The sequence below is a fragment of the Paenibacillus wulumuqiensis genome (assembly GCF_000971965.1).
Taxonomy (GTDB): domain Bacteria; phylum Bacillota; class Bacilli; order Paenibacillales; family Paenibacillaceae; genus Saccharibacillus; species Saccharibacillus wulumuqiensis.
Window position 1 is genome coordinate 227,170 of the sequence record NZ_LAQP01000013.1, and the last position, 17,843, is coordinate 245,012.

General features: G+C 48.1%; 13 protein-coding genes. 12 read left to right on the top strand and 1 reads right to left on the bottom strand.

Features of this window, described 5'->3' with window-relative positions; all coding sequences use genetic code 11:
* Positions 1-17: 17 nt before the first annotated feature.
* The 4 genes from dapG to WH45_RS15960 all read left to right on the top strand — a co-directional run bounded on the left by dapG (position 18) and on the right by WH45_RS15960 (position 7,453).
* A complete protein-coding gene (dapG, locus tag WH45_RS15945) occupies positions 18-1,256 on the top strand; it encodes an aspartate kinase (protein ID WP_200897721.1) in 1,239 nt (412 codons plus the stop codon).
* Positions 1,257-1,294: 38 nt separating this feature from the next.
* Complete coding sequence (dapA, locus tag WH45_RS15950; protein WP_082096876.1) at positions 1,295-2,170, top strand: 4-hydroxy-tetrahydrodipicolinate synthase; 876 nt, start codon at positions 1,295-1,297, stop codon at positions 2,168-2,170.
* A gap of 525 nt (positions 2,171-2,695) precedes the next feature.
* Positions 2,696-4,375: a ribonuclease J gene (locus WH45_RS15955; RefSeq protein WP_046215410.1), complete on the top strand. Its 1,680-nt coding sequence runs from the start codon at positions 2,696-2,698 to the stop codon at positions 4,373-4,375.
* A 249-nt stretch (positions 4,376-4,624) separates the two neighbouring features.
* On the top strand, positions 4,625-7,453 hold the full coding sequence (locus WH45_RS15960; protein WP_082096878.1) for an FtsK/SpoIIIE family DNA translocase: 2,829 nt from the start codon (positions 4,625-4,627) through the stop codon (positions 7,451-7,453).
* 197 nt (positions 7,454-7,650) lie between these two features.
* On the opposite strand, the gene WH45_RS15965 is transcribed toward WH45_RS15960, so the two are convergent.
* A complete protein-coding gene (locus WH45_RS15965; RefSeq protein ID WP_052723812.1) occupies positions 7,651-8,724 on the bottom strand; it encodes a stalk domain-containing protein in 1,074 nt (357 codons plus the stop codon).
* A gap of 373 nt (positions 8,725-9,097) precedes the next feature.
* Between WH45_RS15965 and yfmF the strand changes: the two genes are divergently transcribed.
* The 8 genes from yfmF (at position 9,098) to WH45_RS16005 (ending at position 17,611) form a co-directional block, all read left to right on the top strand.
* Positions 9,098-10,378, top strand: coding sequence for an EF-P 5-aminopentanol modification-associated protein YfmF (gene yfmF, locus WH45_RS15970; protein WP_200897722.1), 1,281 nt, complete (start codon positions 9,098-9,100; stop codon positions 10,376-10,378).
* A gap of 4 nt (positions 10,379-10,382) precedes the next feature.
* The gene (gene yfmH, locus WH45_RS15975) at positions 10,383-11,666 is read left to right on the top strand and encodes an EF-P 5-aminopentanol modification-associated protein YfmH (RefSeq protein WP_046215413.1); all 1,284 of its coding nucleotides are present in this window, start codon (positions 10,383-10,385) and stop codon (positions 11,664-11,666) included.
* Positions 11,663-12,433 carry an elongation factor P 5-aminopentanone reductase gene (gene ymfI / locus WH45_RS15980; protein ID WP_046215414.1) on the top strand — a complete coding sequence of 257 codons (771 nt, stop codon included), beginning with the start codon at positions 11,663-11,665 and terminating at the stop codon, positions 12,431-12,433. Before yfmH ends, ymfI begins: the two co-directional genes overlap by 4 nt.
* A gap of 356 nt (positions 12,434-12,789) precedes the next feature.
* On the top strand, positions 12,790-13,557 hold the full coding sequence (locus WH45_RS15985) for a DUF3388 domain-containing protein (protein ID WP_026136233.1): 768 nt from the start codon (positions 12,790-12,792) through the stop codon (positions 13,555-13,557).
* A 34-nt stretch (positions 13,558-13,591) separates the two neighbouring features.
* Positions 13,592-14,692, top strand: coding sequence for a helix-turn-helix domain-containing protein (locus tag WH45_RS15990; protein WP_046215415.1), 1,101 nt, complete (start codon positions 13,592-13,594; stop codon positions 14,690-14,692).
* A gap of 214 nt (positions 14,693-14,906) precedes the next feature.
* Positions 14,907-15,398: a YajQ family cyclic di-GMP-binding protein gene (locus WH45_RS15995; RefSeq protein WP_046215416.1), complete on the top strand. Its 492-nt coding sequence runs from the start codon at positions 14,907-14,909 to the stop codon at positions 15,396-15,398.
* A gap of 128 nt (positions 15,399-15,526) precedes the next feature.
* The gene (pgsA, locus tag WH45_RS16000; RefSeq protein ID WP_046215417.1) at positions 15,527-16,117 is read left to right on the top strand and encodes a CDP-diacylglycerol--glycerol-3-phosphate 3-phosphatidyltransferase; all 591 of its coding nucleotides are present in this window, start codon (positions 15,527-15,529) and stop codon (positions 16,115-16,117) included.
* Positions 16,118-16,309: 192 nt separating this feature from the next.
* Complete coding sequence (locus tag WH45_RS16005; RefSeq protein ID WP_046215418.1) at positions 16,310-17,611, top strand: competence/damage-inducible protein A; 1,302 nt, start codon at positions 16,310-16,312, stop codon at positions 17,609-17,611.
* Positions 17,612-17,843: the final 232 nt, after the last annotated feature.

A 17,843-nucleotide genomic window follows, 5' to 3' on the forward strand; every position in this document is an offset into this window, starting at 1 on the left:
GGAGGCATATTGTCACTATGGCAACCTTAATGCAAAAACAAAATATACTGGTACAAAAATTCGGCGGCACATCGCTCTCCACCCCTGAGGCGAGAGAGCATGTGCTGCGGCATATCAGACGCGAGCTTGCCCGCCAGGTCAAGCTTGTCGTCGTGGTATCTGCCATGGGACGCAGCGGTGATCCCTATGCAACAGATACTCTGCTGGAGAGTACAGTGCTGAACGGCAGTATTCCATCGGCAAGAGAACGCGACCTGCTGATGGGCTGCGGGGAAATCATATCCGCGGTTACCCTGAGCGGAATGCTGTCCAGCGAAGGTATACCTGCTGTCGCTCTTACAGGAGCCCAGGCAGGCTTTATTACAGATGATAATTTTGGCAATGCCCGTATTCTGGCAGTGCGTCCGGAACGGGTGCTGCGTGAACTGGAAGCCGGTAAAGTCGTTATTGTGACCGGTTTTCAGGGACAGAGTGAAGCAGGAGACCTGACAACACTTGGCCGCGGAGGCAGCGATACATCAGCGACAGCGCTTGGAGCTGCACTGCATGCCGATATGGTTGATATTTATACAGATGTAAACGGCATTCTGACGGCGGATCCGCGGATTGTGGAAGATGCCAAGCCGCTTGCCTATGTGAGCTATACAGAAATTTGCAATATGGCTCATCAGGGAGCCAAGGTGATTCATCCCCGTGCTGTCGAGATCGCCATGCAGGCCCAGGTGCCGGTAAGGGTCCGTTCGACGTTTGCAGAGGGTGAAGGTACACTGGTTACCCAGCCGGAGCAGTTTGTCGACTCACCGGGCGGTGTGGTAGACCGGTTCGTAACCGGGATTACGTATGTTAATAATGTGACCCAGATTACCGTAAGCCAGCAGGAAGGCATTGAACAGCTGCAGCTGAAAGTATTTCAGGCGATGGCCGAGAACCGGATCAGTGTGGACTTTATTAATGTAACGCCTTATGGAGCGGTATATACCGTATTTGACAATGAAGCACAGCGTGCACTGGCGGTGCTGGAAGAGATGAATCTCAATCCTTCCAGTCTGTCGGGCTGTGCCAAAGTATCCGTCGTCGGAGGCGGGATCAGTGGAGTACCCGGAATTATGGCCCGGATCGTCGCAGCCCTGACTGAACAAAATATATCCATTCTGCAATCGGCTGACTCCAATACAACCATATGGGTGCTGGTGAAGAAGGAAGATATGGTGCAGGCGGTACGAGCACTGCATAATCAGTTTGAGCTGCACGTCTAATCGGTCCGGTTTGGTTCCCTATTGAAGGAGGAAATACAGTGGTAGACTTTGGTAGATTGATGACGGCGATGATTACTCCTTTTAACAATCAGGATGAGATCGATTGGGAGGCAACAGGCCGTTTAATAGATTATTTAATTGATGAGCAAAAGTCCGATGCACTCATCATCTGCGGTACAACCGGTGAATCGCCGACCCTCAGTGATGAAGAGAAGCTGGAAATGTTTGATTTTGCCGTCAAACATGCAGCAGGCCGCTGCAAAATTATTGCAGGAACCGGCAGCAATAATACAAAACACTCCATTCACCTGACACGGGAAGCAGCCAAGCGCGGAGTGGATGGAATACTACTGGTTGTTCCTTATTACAACAAGCCGAGTCAGGCAGGCATGTATGCCCATTTCAAAGCCATTGCTGAAGCAACAGAGCTGCCGATTATCCTGTACAATGTGCCGGGACGTACCGTATCGAGCCTGTCGGCAGCAACAACGCTTCAGCTGGCGGAAATCAGCAATATCGTAGGCACCAAGGAATGTGCTTCTATTGAGCAGGTTACACAGATTGCCGGTCATGCTCCGGAAGGATTCTGTGTCTATTCCGGTGAAGATGCCACCTGCTTTGCAGCCATAGCTGTAGGGGCTCATGGCGTGATCAGCGTAGCCAGTCATGTGGTTGGTGCCAAGATGGCCGAGATGATTCAGGCACATCTGCACGGTGATTATCAGCAGGCTGCCCATATAAATCAACAGCTGCTGCCTGTGTTCCAGGGGCTGTTTGCCTGTCCGGACCCGCTGCCCAACCCGGCTGCGGTGAAGTACGCCATGTCCCGTAAAGGATACGGTAATGGCAATCTGCGTCTGCCGCTGCTGGCGCCGACAGCTGCGGAACGCGAATTTATCGACGCGCTGCTGTAAGCGGCGTTACAGCTGTCTGTTTGATTTTCAATAATTCCATCGCAAGTAATAAAGCAATCTATTCATGGCCGTCTGGAAACAGGCGGCTATTTTTATGCAAATAAACGGATAGATGATGGATATCAGCTTGTGCCAATCATCTGATTCTGTATCAGGTAGATGCGAAAATTCCTTGCTGTAAAAGGATTTTACATACGCTGTCAGCGCATAAGATAAACATGACTTGTGTTTTTGTTTTTTAATCATGTATAATATTCTCAAGTGACTGGGTGCGGTATAAAGTAATAGAGTTTGCTGATAGAATTCTTTGTCAGGCAGAGCGTTCGGTAAAATCGGCAAACCATGCAAGAAAATGAAACTTTCGGATGCTGGTTTCTTGCATATCCAATTGGCTGTATAGTCAGTTTATATTGTCATAGCCAACATTTTCGGTTAGTTTTGCCAATTAATATATGTATAAGTGTAGTCATTTTTGTTTATAAATATTAAAACGACGTCCAACATTCATAGGAGGTATAGATTACATTGTCCAAAAAAACAAACAACGAAAAACTGACGATCTTTGCGCTGGGCGGCGTCGGTGAAATTGGTAAAAACATGTATGTCGTTCAGTATGGAAATGATATTGTTGTCATCGACTCCGGACTTAAGTTCCCGGAAGAAGATATGCTGGGGATCGATATCGTTATTCCCGATATCTCGTATCTGACAGAAAACCGTGACAAAATCCGCGGGATCCTGTTAACTCACGGCCATGAAGATCACATCGGCGGATTGCCTTATGTGCTCAAACACCTGAACGTACCTGTATACGGTACCAAATTAACTATCGGTCTGGTAGAAAACAAACTCAAAGAAGCAAATCTTCTTGGTGAAACCAAGCGGATTCTGATTAATGAAGATTCGGAAGTGAAGCTGGGCAGCACCCTCACAGCTACGTTCTTCCGTACCAATCACAGTATCCCGGATTCGGTCGGTATCTGCCTGGCTACCCCGGAAGGGAACGTAGTACACACCGGTGACTTCAAGTTTGACCATACTCCGGTAAACAATGAATTTGCCAACCTGCAGCGTATGGCTGAGATTGGCAGCAAAGGCGTACTGGCACTTCTGTCAGACAGTACCAATGCAGACAGACCGGGCTATACCCCTTCCGAGAAAAATGTGGGTATCGTGATGGAAGATATCTTCCGCAAAGCATCCCAGCGTGTGGTTGTAGCAACATTTGCATCCAACGTACACCGGATTCAGCAGGTCATCAATGCAGCAGCAGCTACAGGCCGTAAAGTAACCGTTATCGGTCGCAGTATGGTTAACGTCGTAGGTATTGCCGAAGATCTCGGTTATCTGGAGATTCCGGATGGCATGCTGATCGAACCGGAAGAAGTCAACAAAATGGCAGCGGACCGTGTTGTTATCCTGTCCACAGGCAGCCAGGGTGAGCCAATGTCAGCACTGACACGAATGGCCCGCTCCACACATCGCAAAGTAGATATCCTGCCTGGAGATACCGTTATTATTGCGGCTACTCCAGTACCGGGTAATGAAAAATATATCGGCCGTACCATTGATGAACTGTTCCGTCTTGGTGCCAACGTATTCTATAGCGGCGCGAACCCAGGCGTTCACGTATCCGGTCACGGTTCCCAGGAAGAGCTCAAGCTGATGCTTAACCTGATGAAACCGAAATTCTTCCTTCCGATTCACGGTGAATATCGTATGCAGCGCAGACATGCTCTGCTGGGCGAATCGGTCGGCGTAGATCCTAACAACATCTTTATCGTGGATATTGGTGATGTTGTGGAGATCCAGGGCGGTTCTGCACGCAAAGCCGGTAAAGTCACTTCCGGTAACGTGCTGATCGATGGTCTGGGTGTAGGGGATGTAGGTAACATCGTACTGCGTGACCGCAAACTGCTGTCCCAGGATGGTATCCTGGTCGTAGTCGTTACGCTGAGCAAGCAGAACGGTCAGATCGTATCCGGTCCGGATATCATCTCCCGCGGATTCGTATATGTACGCGAATCCGAAGGACTGCTGGATGAAGCCAACCGTATCGTAACCAGCACGCTGCAGCGTCTGATGAGTGAGAATGTAAATGAGTGGGCTTCCCTGAAGACTAGCGTCAAAGACGCACTGGGCCGCTTCCTGTATGAGCAAACACGCCGCAGACCGATGATTCTGCCAATTATTATGGAAGTTTGATCACATGTTAAATAAGCATAACGAGTAAGAGGCAACCAGTCGCCCCTGCTCCTCGCATGGTATATTGGACGGTCCCATGCGAGGACAGGGGTTTTGTCATGTCTGAAATCAGACATAAGAGCAGCTCTGACGTTAATATCTGCTGTTTCTCAGGGGGAACGATATATCGTTTTGCATTAAAGATAAGATTAAGAAGAAGACCTATACCATACAGAATATGATATAATAATGCATCGGAGGTGGTGACAGGTGGCTAAGACCAAAACGGCCAACAAACCCAAAACAACACAAAAATCAACCCGGAAATCGCCGCCATCCACTGCGCGCAAAACGACAAAATCTACGCAGACGACAAGGCGCAAACCGACCAGCCGCAAACGCCAACCCAAGGCTCCTGCATTGAGCCTGCTAAAATATGAAATTTACGGAATTATCCTGATCACCATATCAGTCATTGCTTTATCCAGGCAGGCTGCTGTCGGTCATTTCCTTTATTACATAACGTCATTTATTCTTGGCAAAATGTACTTTGTACTTCCTCTGGTAGGAGCCTATATCGGATTAATGACCATGCTGCGGCAGCGCTGGGCGCGAGGCTGGAACAGCCGCTTAAGTGGATTGGTAATGCTCGTGTGTACATTAACTTTGTGGAGTGTACTCATTTATGTTCCCGCTGATCAACTGATCTCATTGCCGGCCAGACAGGCGGCAGGAGGATATATTGGTGCCGTACAAATGTGGCTGTTCATGATGCTTTTTGGTGTAATCGGTACGAAGCTGATCGCCGGAGTTATGCTGGTCATCAGTCTGATGCTTATCACACAGCTGTCTGTTGTGGACCTGCTGGAGCGAATTCGCATGTACGGCGCCAAAGCAGGGACGGCGATACAGTCGCAATGGAGTGCATCCCGGGAAGCACTTGCCGATCAGCGTCGTGAACGCGAGCTGGCTGCTGAAGCGGCAGAGATGGAAGCTTATCATGAAGCAGAAGAAGATGATGGGTATCCGGAAGAAGATAATTCTCGCAAGAAAAAGGGGCTGTTTAACTGGGGACGCAAACCGAATATGGAGCCGGAGCCTGCCGAAGCACAGCAGCCTGCATACGACGGTGTGCCCGATCATCTGAAAGAGACCATAAAAGCATATACCGCCACCGAGCGGGGTGTTCCTGTGGAAGTGCCTGGTTCTTCGATAACAGGCACAGCGCAACCATCTCCTATACAGGACGAAGATGATTTATGGGATAATGCGCAGACAGAGGCGGAAATGGAGCTCGATTCTAAGATTCAGGAAAAGCCGCTTATTATCAGAGACTTTTTTGAACAAATTCGTTCCGAACGTTATGGCGACCAGCAGGGAGACAGCTCTGCGGAAGCACCATCTTCATTGTCCCTGGAGCATGAATACGAAGATGGAGACACTCTGGCCGCTGCTTCTGCAGGATCACTGGCTGCCTCAACAGTATTTCCAGCAGATGAGACAGAAGTAGTAACAGTTCTTCCGATTGCCGCAAGTCATGCCGATATGGATAGCGATCAGCAGAATACTGTATCGTCTGTTTCTGCGGCTATGGAAGAGCTGGGAAGCATTGCAGGAGAAGAAGCTGCTTCTCCGGAAGCTCAAGCAGTGACAATTCCTGCACCGCCTCCGCCGAAGCCGTACAAACTGCCGCCTTTCAACCTGCTGGCTATGCCCAAAAATGTCGTCAATGCCAGTGATCAAAATGATTATATGCTGATTGCGCGCAAATTGGAGACAACGCTTGAGAGCTTTGGTGTACGAGCCAAAGTATTGGAAGTGGTCCGGGGCCCGGCGGTTACACGCTACGAGATTCAGCCCGATGTAGGGGTGAAAGTAAGCCGGATTGTCGGATTGACGGACGATATCGCTCTGGCCCTGGCTGCCAAGGATATACGGATGGAAGCCCCAATACCGGGTAAATCCGCTATCGGGATCGAAGTACCAAATAACGAAGTCTCCATGGTAACAATGCGTGAAGTAATGGAGACCCAGATCTTCAAGGAATCCGAAGCCAAACTGTCGATCGCTTTTGGACGCGATATCGCCGGACAGACGATTGTTGGCAACCTGGCCAAAATGCCCCATTTGCTCGTAGCGGGTGCTACCGGTTCAGGCAAGTCGGTATGTATTAACGGCATCATTACGAGTATTCTGTACAAGGCCAAACCGGATGAAGTGAAATTCCTGATGGTCGATCCCAAAATGGTCGAGCTGAACATATATAACGGCATTCCGCATTTGCTGGCGCCGGTCGTTACCGATCCGCGCCGCGCGTCGCTGGCTTTGAAAAAGATCGTGGTGGAAATGGAAAAACGATATGATCTGTTTTCCAAATCAGGTACCCGTAATATGGAAGGCTATAATAACCTGATGAAGGATAATCCTACTGCGATTCTGCCATATATCGTCGTTATCGTCGATGAGCTCGCTGACTTGATGATGGTGGCAGCAGGAGATGTGGAGGATGCCATTGCCCGCCTGGCCCAGATGGCCCGGGCAGCCGGAATCCATCTGATTATCGCTACTCAGCGTCCTTCGGTTGATGTTATTACTGGTGTCATCAAAGCCAATATTCCATCCCGAATTGCCTTTGGTGTCTCTTCCCAGATTGATTCCCGGACGATTCTCGATATGGGTGGGGCAGAGAAGCTACTGGGACGTGGAGACATGCTCTTTATGCCGGTAGGTTCTTCCAAGCCGGTACGTGTACAGGGAGCATTCATGTCCGATCAGGAAGTCGAGACGATCGTCGAGTACTGCCGCAGTCAGGGCGAAGCACAGTACAATGATGATATTGTACCGGAAATAGATGATACCGCCACTGCCATGGATGAGCAAAAGGATGAACTTTATGATCAGGCTATGCAGATTGTTATCGAAGCCAAACAGGCCTCCGTATCGCTGCTGCAGCGCCGGATGCGTGTCGGTTATACACGCGCTGCGCGATTGATCGATTCACTGGAAGCACATGGTGTAGTAGGGCCGTACGAGGGCAGCAAGCCTCGTGAAGTGCTGATCTCCCCGGAACAGTATCATCAGATCAACACAGGAAGTTAATGTATAGCTCAGGCACCATGGAAATGAACTGAATAGCAAATAGGCAAGCAGCCTGCCCCTAATGCCGGGGCAGGCTGCTTTTTTTGTATGAACAGCAAAAGCCCCCTTCCATTAACGGAAAGGGGCTTTCAAACGCTTCTCAAATCAGTACCGGTCCAGTTACTTCATCACCGGGTACCTGATCAGCCATTCGCTGCTTATTCGTATCTTTGGATAACGGAGCTGCGGTTAGAGCTGTCATACACAAATCCATAAATATCAAAGCCCAGGTTGCCGTAAGCTTTGTCGATATCGCTGGCAATGCTGTTCAGCACATTGCGTGTCTGATAAGAAGAAAGTGAGTTCCAGTCTGATTTATTTACATAAACGCGGAAGACAACGGACTCATCATCAGCATTGGAGATCTCAATGTTCAGCTTGATTCCCTGATAAGTACCAAAGCTATCATTCAGCTGCTTTTGCAGATCAGTGATATTGACGGTAGAGCCCAGTACTACTGTACCGCTGCTGTTGGTTTTGAAAGTGATCAGTGTTTTGGAGTTTTTGCTGATTACACTTCCTGTAACATCCGCTCTGTTATAAGATCTGTTGTCTCTAATTTCATCAGCAATACCCTGCAGAAGCTTATTGCGATTAGAAGTAGAGGTATCATTCCAGGAATTTTCATTCACTGTAATAGTAACTTTGACTTTGCTGGAGCTGCCGCTCAGGTCGATATCAGCACCTGTACCTTTGTAATCACCATATTCGCTGTTCAGGTCTTTTTCCAGTCGAGTCATCGTTGTGCTGCTGGAACCACCCTTATCATCGATTTCATCATTCAATTTTTCATTTTCTTTTTTGAGTGTGGTGATCTGGTTGTTCAGATCGGTAATGGAAGCATCTTTGGCAGTGATTTGGGAATTGGCAGTCGTCAGCTGTGTCTGCAGGCTCTGAATCTGTGCATTCAGGGCATCCACAGTCGTTTGAGGAATAGCCGGAGTATTATCCGTAACGCCTACAATTTTGTTAGTATTATCCCAGGTTACTTTCTTGTCAAAAGCGTCACCCATCATCCGCAGAGGGATGTATGTAGTTCCGTTGACCATAAATGGTTCATAGGCAGGGTCAATGGCTACTTCCTTGCTGTTGTACATAACCTTGATATTGTTATAGGCAGCCTTCAGCTGTTGGGTAGCCTGTGAAGCATACGTGCTATTTGCAAAAATGCTTCCAGAAATAGCAAGAGCAGACACCGTGGCGATAATCACAGGTTTTTTGTTGATTTTCATGTCGTTCATCTAACTCCTTTTTTTGTGAATTTGGATAGGCCTTCCCTCGTCTGGTTATCCTATGTATATAGACGCGGCAATTTCATAAATAGTTTCGTGCGATTTCCCCGGAGCACTAATTTTGTAATAATGAAGGCCTATGCATGTCAGAGTCTCGATTTTAACATAAAAAGCGGTTGTAACAAAATCAGTTTGATAATCTGCCTTCAAATTCAGATTGGGGTCACAGGAGAAAAGGTGCCTTTCAGGTACAGAAGACTCAAGGAAAAGGACACGCAAAGAAACAGGTACGGTTTGCTTCTTGCAATTGGGGTAGTATAAAATAGTAAGTATGACAGTTTCACCAATTTCGCTCGATAAAGGGGTTTTCACGTTGAATAATACAGGATTTGAACGCGGTGAAGTGAATGGAATCCGTGTGCATGTCATGCCGACTACACGTTTTAAAACATTTGCGGTCTCCCTCTATATGGGCGTGCCGCTTGCAGAAAATACAGTAACACCAACAGCGTTGATTCCGTTTATATTGCGCAGAGGGACCGAGACCTATCCGGAGACGACCAGTTTCCGTGAAGCGCTGGAAAATATGTACGGAGCTGGATTTGGATTTGACGTATACAAAAAAGGCGATTACCAGATGGTTCAGCTGCGCATGGATACTATTAACGATTCCTTCGTAGCTTCGGACGAACCGTTGCTGTCCCGTACGCTCGCTTTCCTCGGAGAAACGGTTACCCGTCCGGTACTGGAAAATGGCCGTTTCCGTGAAAAATACGTACAGGCTGAACGTGAAAATGTACGAAAACGCATGGAAGCCGTAATCGATGACAAAATCCGCTATGCTGCCGAGCGCTGTATTCAGGAAATGTGCAAGGACGAACCGTATCGTCTGAGTGCACTCGGCAAAATGGATGTGCTGGATCAGCTGGATGGTGCCAGCGTCTATGAGCAGTACCAGCAGTGGCTCTCCAACAGCAGTATGGATCTGTATATCGTAGGGGATACGACGCTGGATGAAGTGATGCAGCTGGTAGGACGTCATTTCCAGGTGAATCGCTCAGCTACGGTCATGTATACACCGGCAGTACCTCGTCCGGCAGCACCGGAAGTCAGACAGGTTATCGAAGAAATGGCGGTCAGCCAGGGCAAGCTGAATATGGGTCTGCGTACATCGATTACTTACAGCGATGAGCGTTATGCAGCTGCACTCGTAGCCAATGGCGTACTGGGCGGATTCCCGCATTCCAAGCTGTTCATGAATGTACGCGAAAAGGAAAGTCTGGCTTATTATGTCGGTTCGCGCTTTGACCCATACAAAGGAATCGCTACCATCCAGTCGGGCATTGAATTACAGAATTTTGAAAAGGCACTGGAAATTATCCGTCAGCAGCTGTCCAATCTGCAGACTGGCGATATTACCGAATCGGAAATTTCACAAACCAAAGCATTGATTCGCAATGACCTGCTGGAATCCAGAGATTCGGCGTATCAGATGATTGCCTATGACTTTAACGGACTGTTCTCTGACAAAGAGCGCAGCGTAGATGAATTATTGACAGGTATTGAGCAGATCACAGCCGACGAGATTCAGGCGGCTTCCAGCGTACTGCAGCTGGATACCATTTACTTTTTAACAGGGCAGAAGGAGGCGTAATCATATGGAAAGCATTCACTACGATCGTTTACAGGAAACGCTGTATCATGAGAAATTGGATAACGGACTTGAAGTATATGTGCTTCCCAAGGAAGGCTTCCAGAAAACCTATGCCACCTTTGCGACCCGTTATGGTTCGGTAGATAACCATTTCCAGGTAGAAGGACAGGAAGAAGTCAAAGTGCCGGATGGCATTGCCCATTTTCTGGAGCATAAAATGTTTGAAGAGCCGGATGGCGTAGACGTATTCTCCAAATTCTCGGCCAAAGGGGCATCCGCCAACGCTTTTACAAGCTTTGAGCAGACGGTATATTTATTTTCGGCTACCGAACAGATCGAGGACAATCTGGATACCCTGCTAAATTATGTACAGAATCCTTATTTCACTAAGGAAAATGTGGACAAGGAAAAAGGCATTATCGGGCAGGAAATCCAGATGTACAATGATAACCCGGACTGGCGCGTATATTACGGACTGATCGAAGCGATGTATCAGAAGCATCCGGTACGTATCGATATTGCAGGGACGATTGAATCGATCAGCGGCATTACCAAGGATACACTGTATACCTGTTACAATACGTTTTATCATCCATCCAATATGATGCTGTTTGTGGTTGGGGGTGTGAATCCGGAGCAGGTGATCGAGCAGGTACGACGCAATCAGGCAGCCAAGAATTATGAGCCTCAGGGGCAGATTCATCGTTACTTTGACGAAGAGCCGGCAGCCGTGGGTGAGAAATGGAACGAGATCAAGCTTCCGGTATCCCAGCCGAAGTTTCTGATGGGGTTCAAGGAGACCGATACCGGGCTGACCGGTGAAGCGCTGCAGCGCAAAAACCTGACAACCAAGCTGATGCTGGATCTGCTGCTTGGCAACAGTACGGCTCTGTATCAGCAGCTGTATGATGAAGATCTGATTTCAGATGATTTTGGCTATGATTATACAAGTACATCGGAATATGCCTACTCCATGATTGGCGGCGATACCCGCGATCCCAAGCTGCTCGTTCAGCGCCTTCAGGAAGAGATCGGCAAAGTGGTAGAGACCGGTTTCAGTCAGGAAGCATTTGACCGTTCTCTGCGCAAGCGTATCGGTAATTATTTGCGCCTGCTCAATTCACCGGAAAGCATTGCGCATGAATTTACCCGCAACCGGTTCAAAGACAGTGATTTCTTTGCTATTCTGCCTATCTATGAGTCGCTTACACTGGATGATGTAAACCAGCGTCTGCGTGATCATATGAATTGGGAGCAGCTGGCGGTATCGGTGGTTGTCAGTCCATGAGTGAAGAACGTTCAGGAGACCGCAAACTATTTTCCGAAATGACGGTGCTCGTCACGGGTGCCAGCCGGGGAATAGGTGCGGCTATCGCCAGAAGATTTGCCATGGCGGGTATGAACGTTGTCGTTCATTATCGTCATTCACATGAACAGGCCAATGAAGTAGCGCGGAGCTGCCTGGAATATGGCGTTCGGGTGCTTACGATATCGGCAGATCTGCGCAGTCTGGAAAATATCAGACGAATGCAGGAAAAGCTGGAGCAGCATGGTATGCAGCCGGATATTCTGGTTAATAACGCAGGGATATCCCATTACGGGATGCTGGCTGATATGAGTGAAGAGGAATTTGATGAAGTGATTTCCACCAATCTCAAAGCCGTTTTCCTCTGTTCACAGACCTTTATGCCGTATATGATTCGCCAGCAGTATGGACGCATTATCAATGTATCCAGCATATGGGGCATGACAGGAGCATCCTGCGAGGTGCTGTACTCAGCGAGCAAAGGCGGAGTGAATGCATTTACCAAAGCGCTGGCCAAGGAGCTGGCTCCATCCGGCGTGACGGTCAATGCCATTGCTCCTGGAGCGGTGCGTACCGAAATGATTGCCCATCTGCAGCAGGATGAACTGCAGATGCTGGAAGACGATATTCCGGCTGGCCGGATCGCTGAGCCGGATGAAATTGCCTCCATGGTGTATTTTCTTTCTTTGCCCGAATCCGGTTATATGACCGGGCAGATAGTCAGTCCCAACGGAGGCTGGCTCACCTGAATGCAGTGATCTGAAGTTGCAGTGTTTCCGCCTAATGGAAGTCATACCAGGGAAGCTTCTATCTTATTGCATAGAGGCTTCTATGCGTTATGGTTAGAGAGCCCGGCAGAGCAATTGACAGGCATTCCAAAGTTGTTACCTTTCGCGGCTTGCCTTTCTATATCATTTTATATATCATTAACGTGTTAAGGACTTGAAGCTGACAGCAGTATGTGATCGGACAGGATCAACTGCTTTTTTATTATAAATTAAGGTCATTTATCAAAATAGGCACGGATTTTATTAATCTGATATACATCGCCCGCACGCAATGAGCAGACTCATTGCAAGAACGGGAAGAAAGGTTCGAGGTGAACGTGGAATTAAAACAATGGTATTTGGAGTACAGGATACATAAAAACCGTCCTGGCCTGCTTGGCGATGTCGCTTCTCTGCTGGGAATGCTCAATGTGAATATTCGCACCATTAACGGCGTGGAGGGCAAGACCAGAGGGATGCTGCTGGAATCGGATGATGACGAGAAAATTGTACTGCTTGGCGATATGCTGGCCAAGGTAACGAATATTACGATTACGGCATTGCGTCAGCCCAAACTGGTTGATATTCTCGCGGTTCGGCATGGTCGTTATATTGAGCGCGATTCCGACGACAAGAAGACATTCCGTTTTACAAGGGAAGAACTTGGTTTACTTGTCGACTTTTTGGGTGAAATATTCAAGCGTGAAGGCAATCAGATTATCGGTCTGCGCGGAATGCCGCGAGTAGGCAAGACCGAATCGATTATTGCCGGCAGTGTCTGTGCGATGAAACGCTGGACATTCGTATCTTCCACCCTGCTGAGACAGACGGTACGCAGCCAGCTGTCCGAGGAAGAGATGAACGATGCGAATGTATTTATTATCGATGGTATCGTCAGCACGATCCGTTCGAATGAACGTCATCATGAACTGCTGCAAAATATTATGCAGATGCAAAGTACCAAGGTTATTGAGCATCCGGATATTTTCGTCAGAGAGTCGGATTATGACTACAGCGATTTTGATATTATTATTGAACTGCGTAACAATCCGGATGAAGAGATCGTCTATGATAAATTCACCGAAAGTTATACGGACGATATTTAATAGCTACAAAACAATCTAATCAGGAGGTAATAGTATGTCAGATCTGGGTCGCCAATTAAGAGACGCCCGCCTTGCTAGAGGTTTATCGCTCGATGATGTACAGGAAATGACAAAAATACGCAAACGCTACTTGGAAGCCATCGAAGCGGGTGATTTCAAGGTGCTCCCGGGCAGTTTCTATGTACGGGCTTTTATCAAGACCTACGCGGAAGCCGTCGGGTTAAACGCGGACGAATTATTGCAGGAGCATCAGGATGCAGTACCGGAGGCAGAACCGGAACCGGTGATGGAGCCTGTCGTGCAGCAGCGCAGATCAGCTAGACGTACGGCTTCAACGGGACGCAGCGGTAAATGGCTGTCGACTGTGCTGATGTGGACATTCCCCATCCTGATCATTGTGCTGGTGTGGATCTTTGTTATTAACAACAAAAATGGAGCGCCGGATATTGCTGATAATACAACTCCACCAAAACAGCAGCAGAGTACGACAACGACGCCACCGAGCACAACAACACCACCTACCCAAAATACAGGTCAACAGCAGCCGAGTGACTCTACCGGAACCGAGCAACAGCCTTCCGGAACAGGCACCGAGCAGACACCTGGAGGTACGGAATCGACTGATGGTACAGAGACAGGCACTGAGACTGCAGAAGGTACAACGACCGACACATCGGCTAATCCGGTAATCACGGAAGCGGGCAAAGAAGGTCGTAATACCATTTTCAATGTCAATTACACAGGTACCACACCACTAAAAGTAAATATCGCAGCCACCGGACAGAGCTGGCTGGAAGTCTACAAATCTGCGGATACAAGCGGAGAACGCCTTTTCTATAACAATACAGAGAGCGGACAAAGCCTGTCCTATGATCTGACAGATACCGGATTGTTCATCAAATCAGGGAATTCCCGAGCAACCAATATCACGATCAACGGACAGACCATTACCGACGGCAAGGCAACTTCCCGTATTGTACTAAAATGGGTGAAAGAAGATGCAGCGGCAGCAGGCACTTCTACCGAGGGAACAGACAGTACCGGAACGACGGGAACTACCGAAGGAACAGATAGTACAGGTACAACATCCACTACGGATACAGGTACTACCGATTCTTCTACAGACGGCAACTGACTTTGTCACAAAAGGATATCCGCTGTTCTGTTACCGGAACAGCGGATATCCTTTTCCCGTGAAGTGACCGGAATGAAATGGTCAAAATAGATAGGAAACCGGTCAAATGGTTTAATACTGTTCAGACGCTGGTTTCGTAATGATTGCTCTGACAAGAATTAGACTTGCAGTGTAGTTTGACCTATAATTTAATTGACAAAGAGGGGGAGACAGAATGGCTTCAGAAAGTTCATTTGATATTGTATCCAAACTGGACATGCAAGAGATGACCAATGCTATTCATCAGACAGAAAAGGAATTGGCAAGCCGTTATGATTTCAAAGGCAGCAAGAGTAAATTGACTCTGGAAAAGGACACACTCGTCCTTGTCTCCGACGATGATTACAAACTGGGTGCACTGATCGAGATTTTGCAGGCTAAAATGGTAAAACGGGGACTGCCCGTTAAAAATATTGAATACGGATCGATCGAATCCGCTTCCCTGGGAACTGTACGCCAGCGTCTCAAGCTGAAGCAGGGAATTGACCAGGATAACGCCAGAAAGATCAATATCCTGATTCGTGATTCCAAGCTCAAAGTAAAAAGTCAGATTCAGGGAGATCAACTGCGTGTAACCGGTAAGAGCAGAGATGATCTGCAGGCTGTGATCCAGCTTCTGCGCAAGGCGGATCTGCCGTTGGATCTGCAATTTACGAATATGAAATAAAGGGGCATGTAACCGATGGTTACAGAGCTGATGGAGGCTGCAAGTTATATGAAAAACAAGATGGGCTCAGGTGCAGTTACATATCAGCCGCTGAATATCCAGACTGCAATCCGTATTGGAGGTGCTCTGTGAACCTGCCGAATCGCATAACGCTTGCCCGGATCTGTCTGGTACCGGTCATGATGCTTTTTCTTCTCGTGGACTTTCCATTTGGCGAGAAACTGTTCCGGATCGGAAGCATGTTCCAGGTAAGCTATAATGATTTGATTGCTGCATTGATCTTTATTATTGCTGCGAGCACAGACGGAATTGACGGACATATTGCGCGAAGCCGTAATCTGGTAACCAATCTCGGCAAGCTGCTGGATCCTCTGGCGGATAAGCTGCTTGTATCTGCTGCGCTGATCTCGTTGGTATCCCTGGATAAATGTGCAGCCTGGATGGCGATCATTATCATTTTTCGGGAATTTGCGATTACGGGTCTGCGGCAGATTGCACTGCTGGAAGGCGCCGTAGTAGCAGCCAGCAACTGGGGTAAAGCCAAAACCATTACCCAGATTATTGCAATCGTGGCGCTAATGATCAACAATTTCCCATTTGCGCTGCTGGGGATTCCTTTTGACCAGATTGCGATCTGGGCGGCTACTTTGATTACGCTGTATTCTGGCGTGGATTACTTCGTCAAAAACAAACACCTGATTCACCTGTCCAATTCATAAACGATGTTTCTATATGTAACAAATGGGTGATATATGTAAAGCGGCAATAGGGAATTCTCTATTGCCGTTTTCTGTGGATAAAGCTCTCTAGTCTGCATAAACCTATACACCGTACAAACAGACAGTAAAGTGAACCAAAGGTTAGACCTGACAAATAACGCTGCGTACGATAAACGAGGGGGAGACAAATCGATGAAATCAGTAAAAGCGGAAATTATAGCGGTAGGTACAGAGCTGCTGCTCGGACAGATTACCAATACCAATGCACGCTACTTGTCACAGCAGTTGTCCTACCTCGGCATTGATGTATATTACCAGACTGTTGTAGGCGATAATCTTAATCGGCTGAAGCAGGCCATCGAACTGGCAAGCAGCCGGGCTGATGTTATTCTGTTCTCTGGAGGAATCGGCCCGACGCAGGATGATCTGACCAAGGATGCTCTTGGAGAAGTGCTTGGCCGTTCCCAGCATATTTATCCGGAAGCAATGAAAAAGGTAGAATCCTTTTTTGAAGGTCGAGATAAACCGATGACGGAAAACAACCGCCGTCAGGCTATTATTCTGGAAGGCAGCGAGCCTCTGGATAACGAAGTGGGGCTTGCGGTCGGTATTGCGGTATCACAGGACGACAAGCACTATATTGTACTGCCTGGACCACCTAGAGAATTGCAGCCAATGTTCGAGAATCAGGCCAAACCATGGCTGGCCAAAAATGTGCTGTCCGATGAGCAGCCGATTTATTCCAAAATGCTCAAGTTTGCCGGGATCGGTGAGTCTGCGCTTGAAGATGCACTGCTTGATCTGATCAGTGCCCAGACAGATCCGACAATTGCTCCGTATGCCAAAGAAGGCGAAGTGACCATCCGACTTACAACCAAAGCCAATTCGGAAAAAGAAGCGAACGCAAAACTTAAAAATATGGAAGCCGAGATTCGTAAACGGCTGCCGGATCATATGTATGCAGACCAGGATATTACGATTGAGGAACAAATACTGCTGATGATGACCGGTATGGGACTTAGTCTGGCTGCAGCCGAGAGCTGTACCGGCGGTCTCATCATGGAGAATCTGACACGTATTCCAGGCAGTGCGCTTGTCTTTATGGGCGGGGTAGTCAGCTACTCCAACGAGATGAAGGAGAAACTGCTGCATGTACCCCATGAGATGCTGGAAGGTGAGGGCGCTCCGGGTGCAGTTAGCGAGGAAGTGGCGGAAGTTATGGCTGATGAAGCGCGCAAACTGCTGGATACGGACTTTGCCGTATCCGTAACCGGAGTAGCCGGACCTGGTGCTTCGGAGCGCAAGCCGGTAGGTCTTGTCTATATCGGACTGGCTGAGCGCAATCGTCCGACCGAAGTATTCAAGCTGAATCTGAAAGGAAATCGTGAAGCAATCCGCATGCGTTCTGCCAAGAACATCATGTATCGCCTCTGGCTGCGTCTCAAGGAGCTTCAGAACGAGCAGATTGTTCAAAAGCAGCAGCAGGCAGAATAAATATAAAACTTGCCAGACAGGCGAGCAGCGGCTGCAAATGAGCAGAGCTAGAACTATTGATCGACAGTTGCGAATGGATATTCCGATATGTTATGATCAGATCAGACGGAAGAACCGCAGCAATCAGATTGCTGCGGTTTTTTTCATTTTGAAGCAGGAAGAACCGCCAAAACAGGTAAATTTGTAGTGTGAATCTTATTTACAAATATTGGTAAAGTTCGATTGGAGGCGT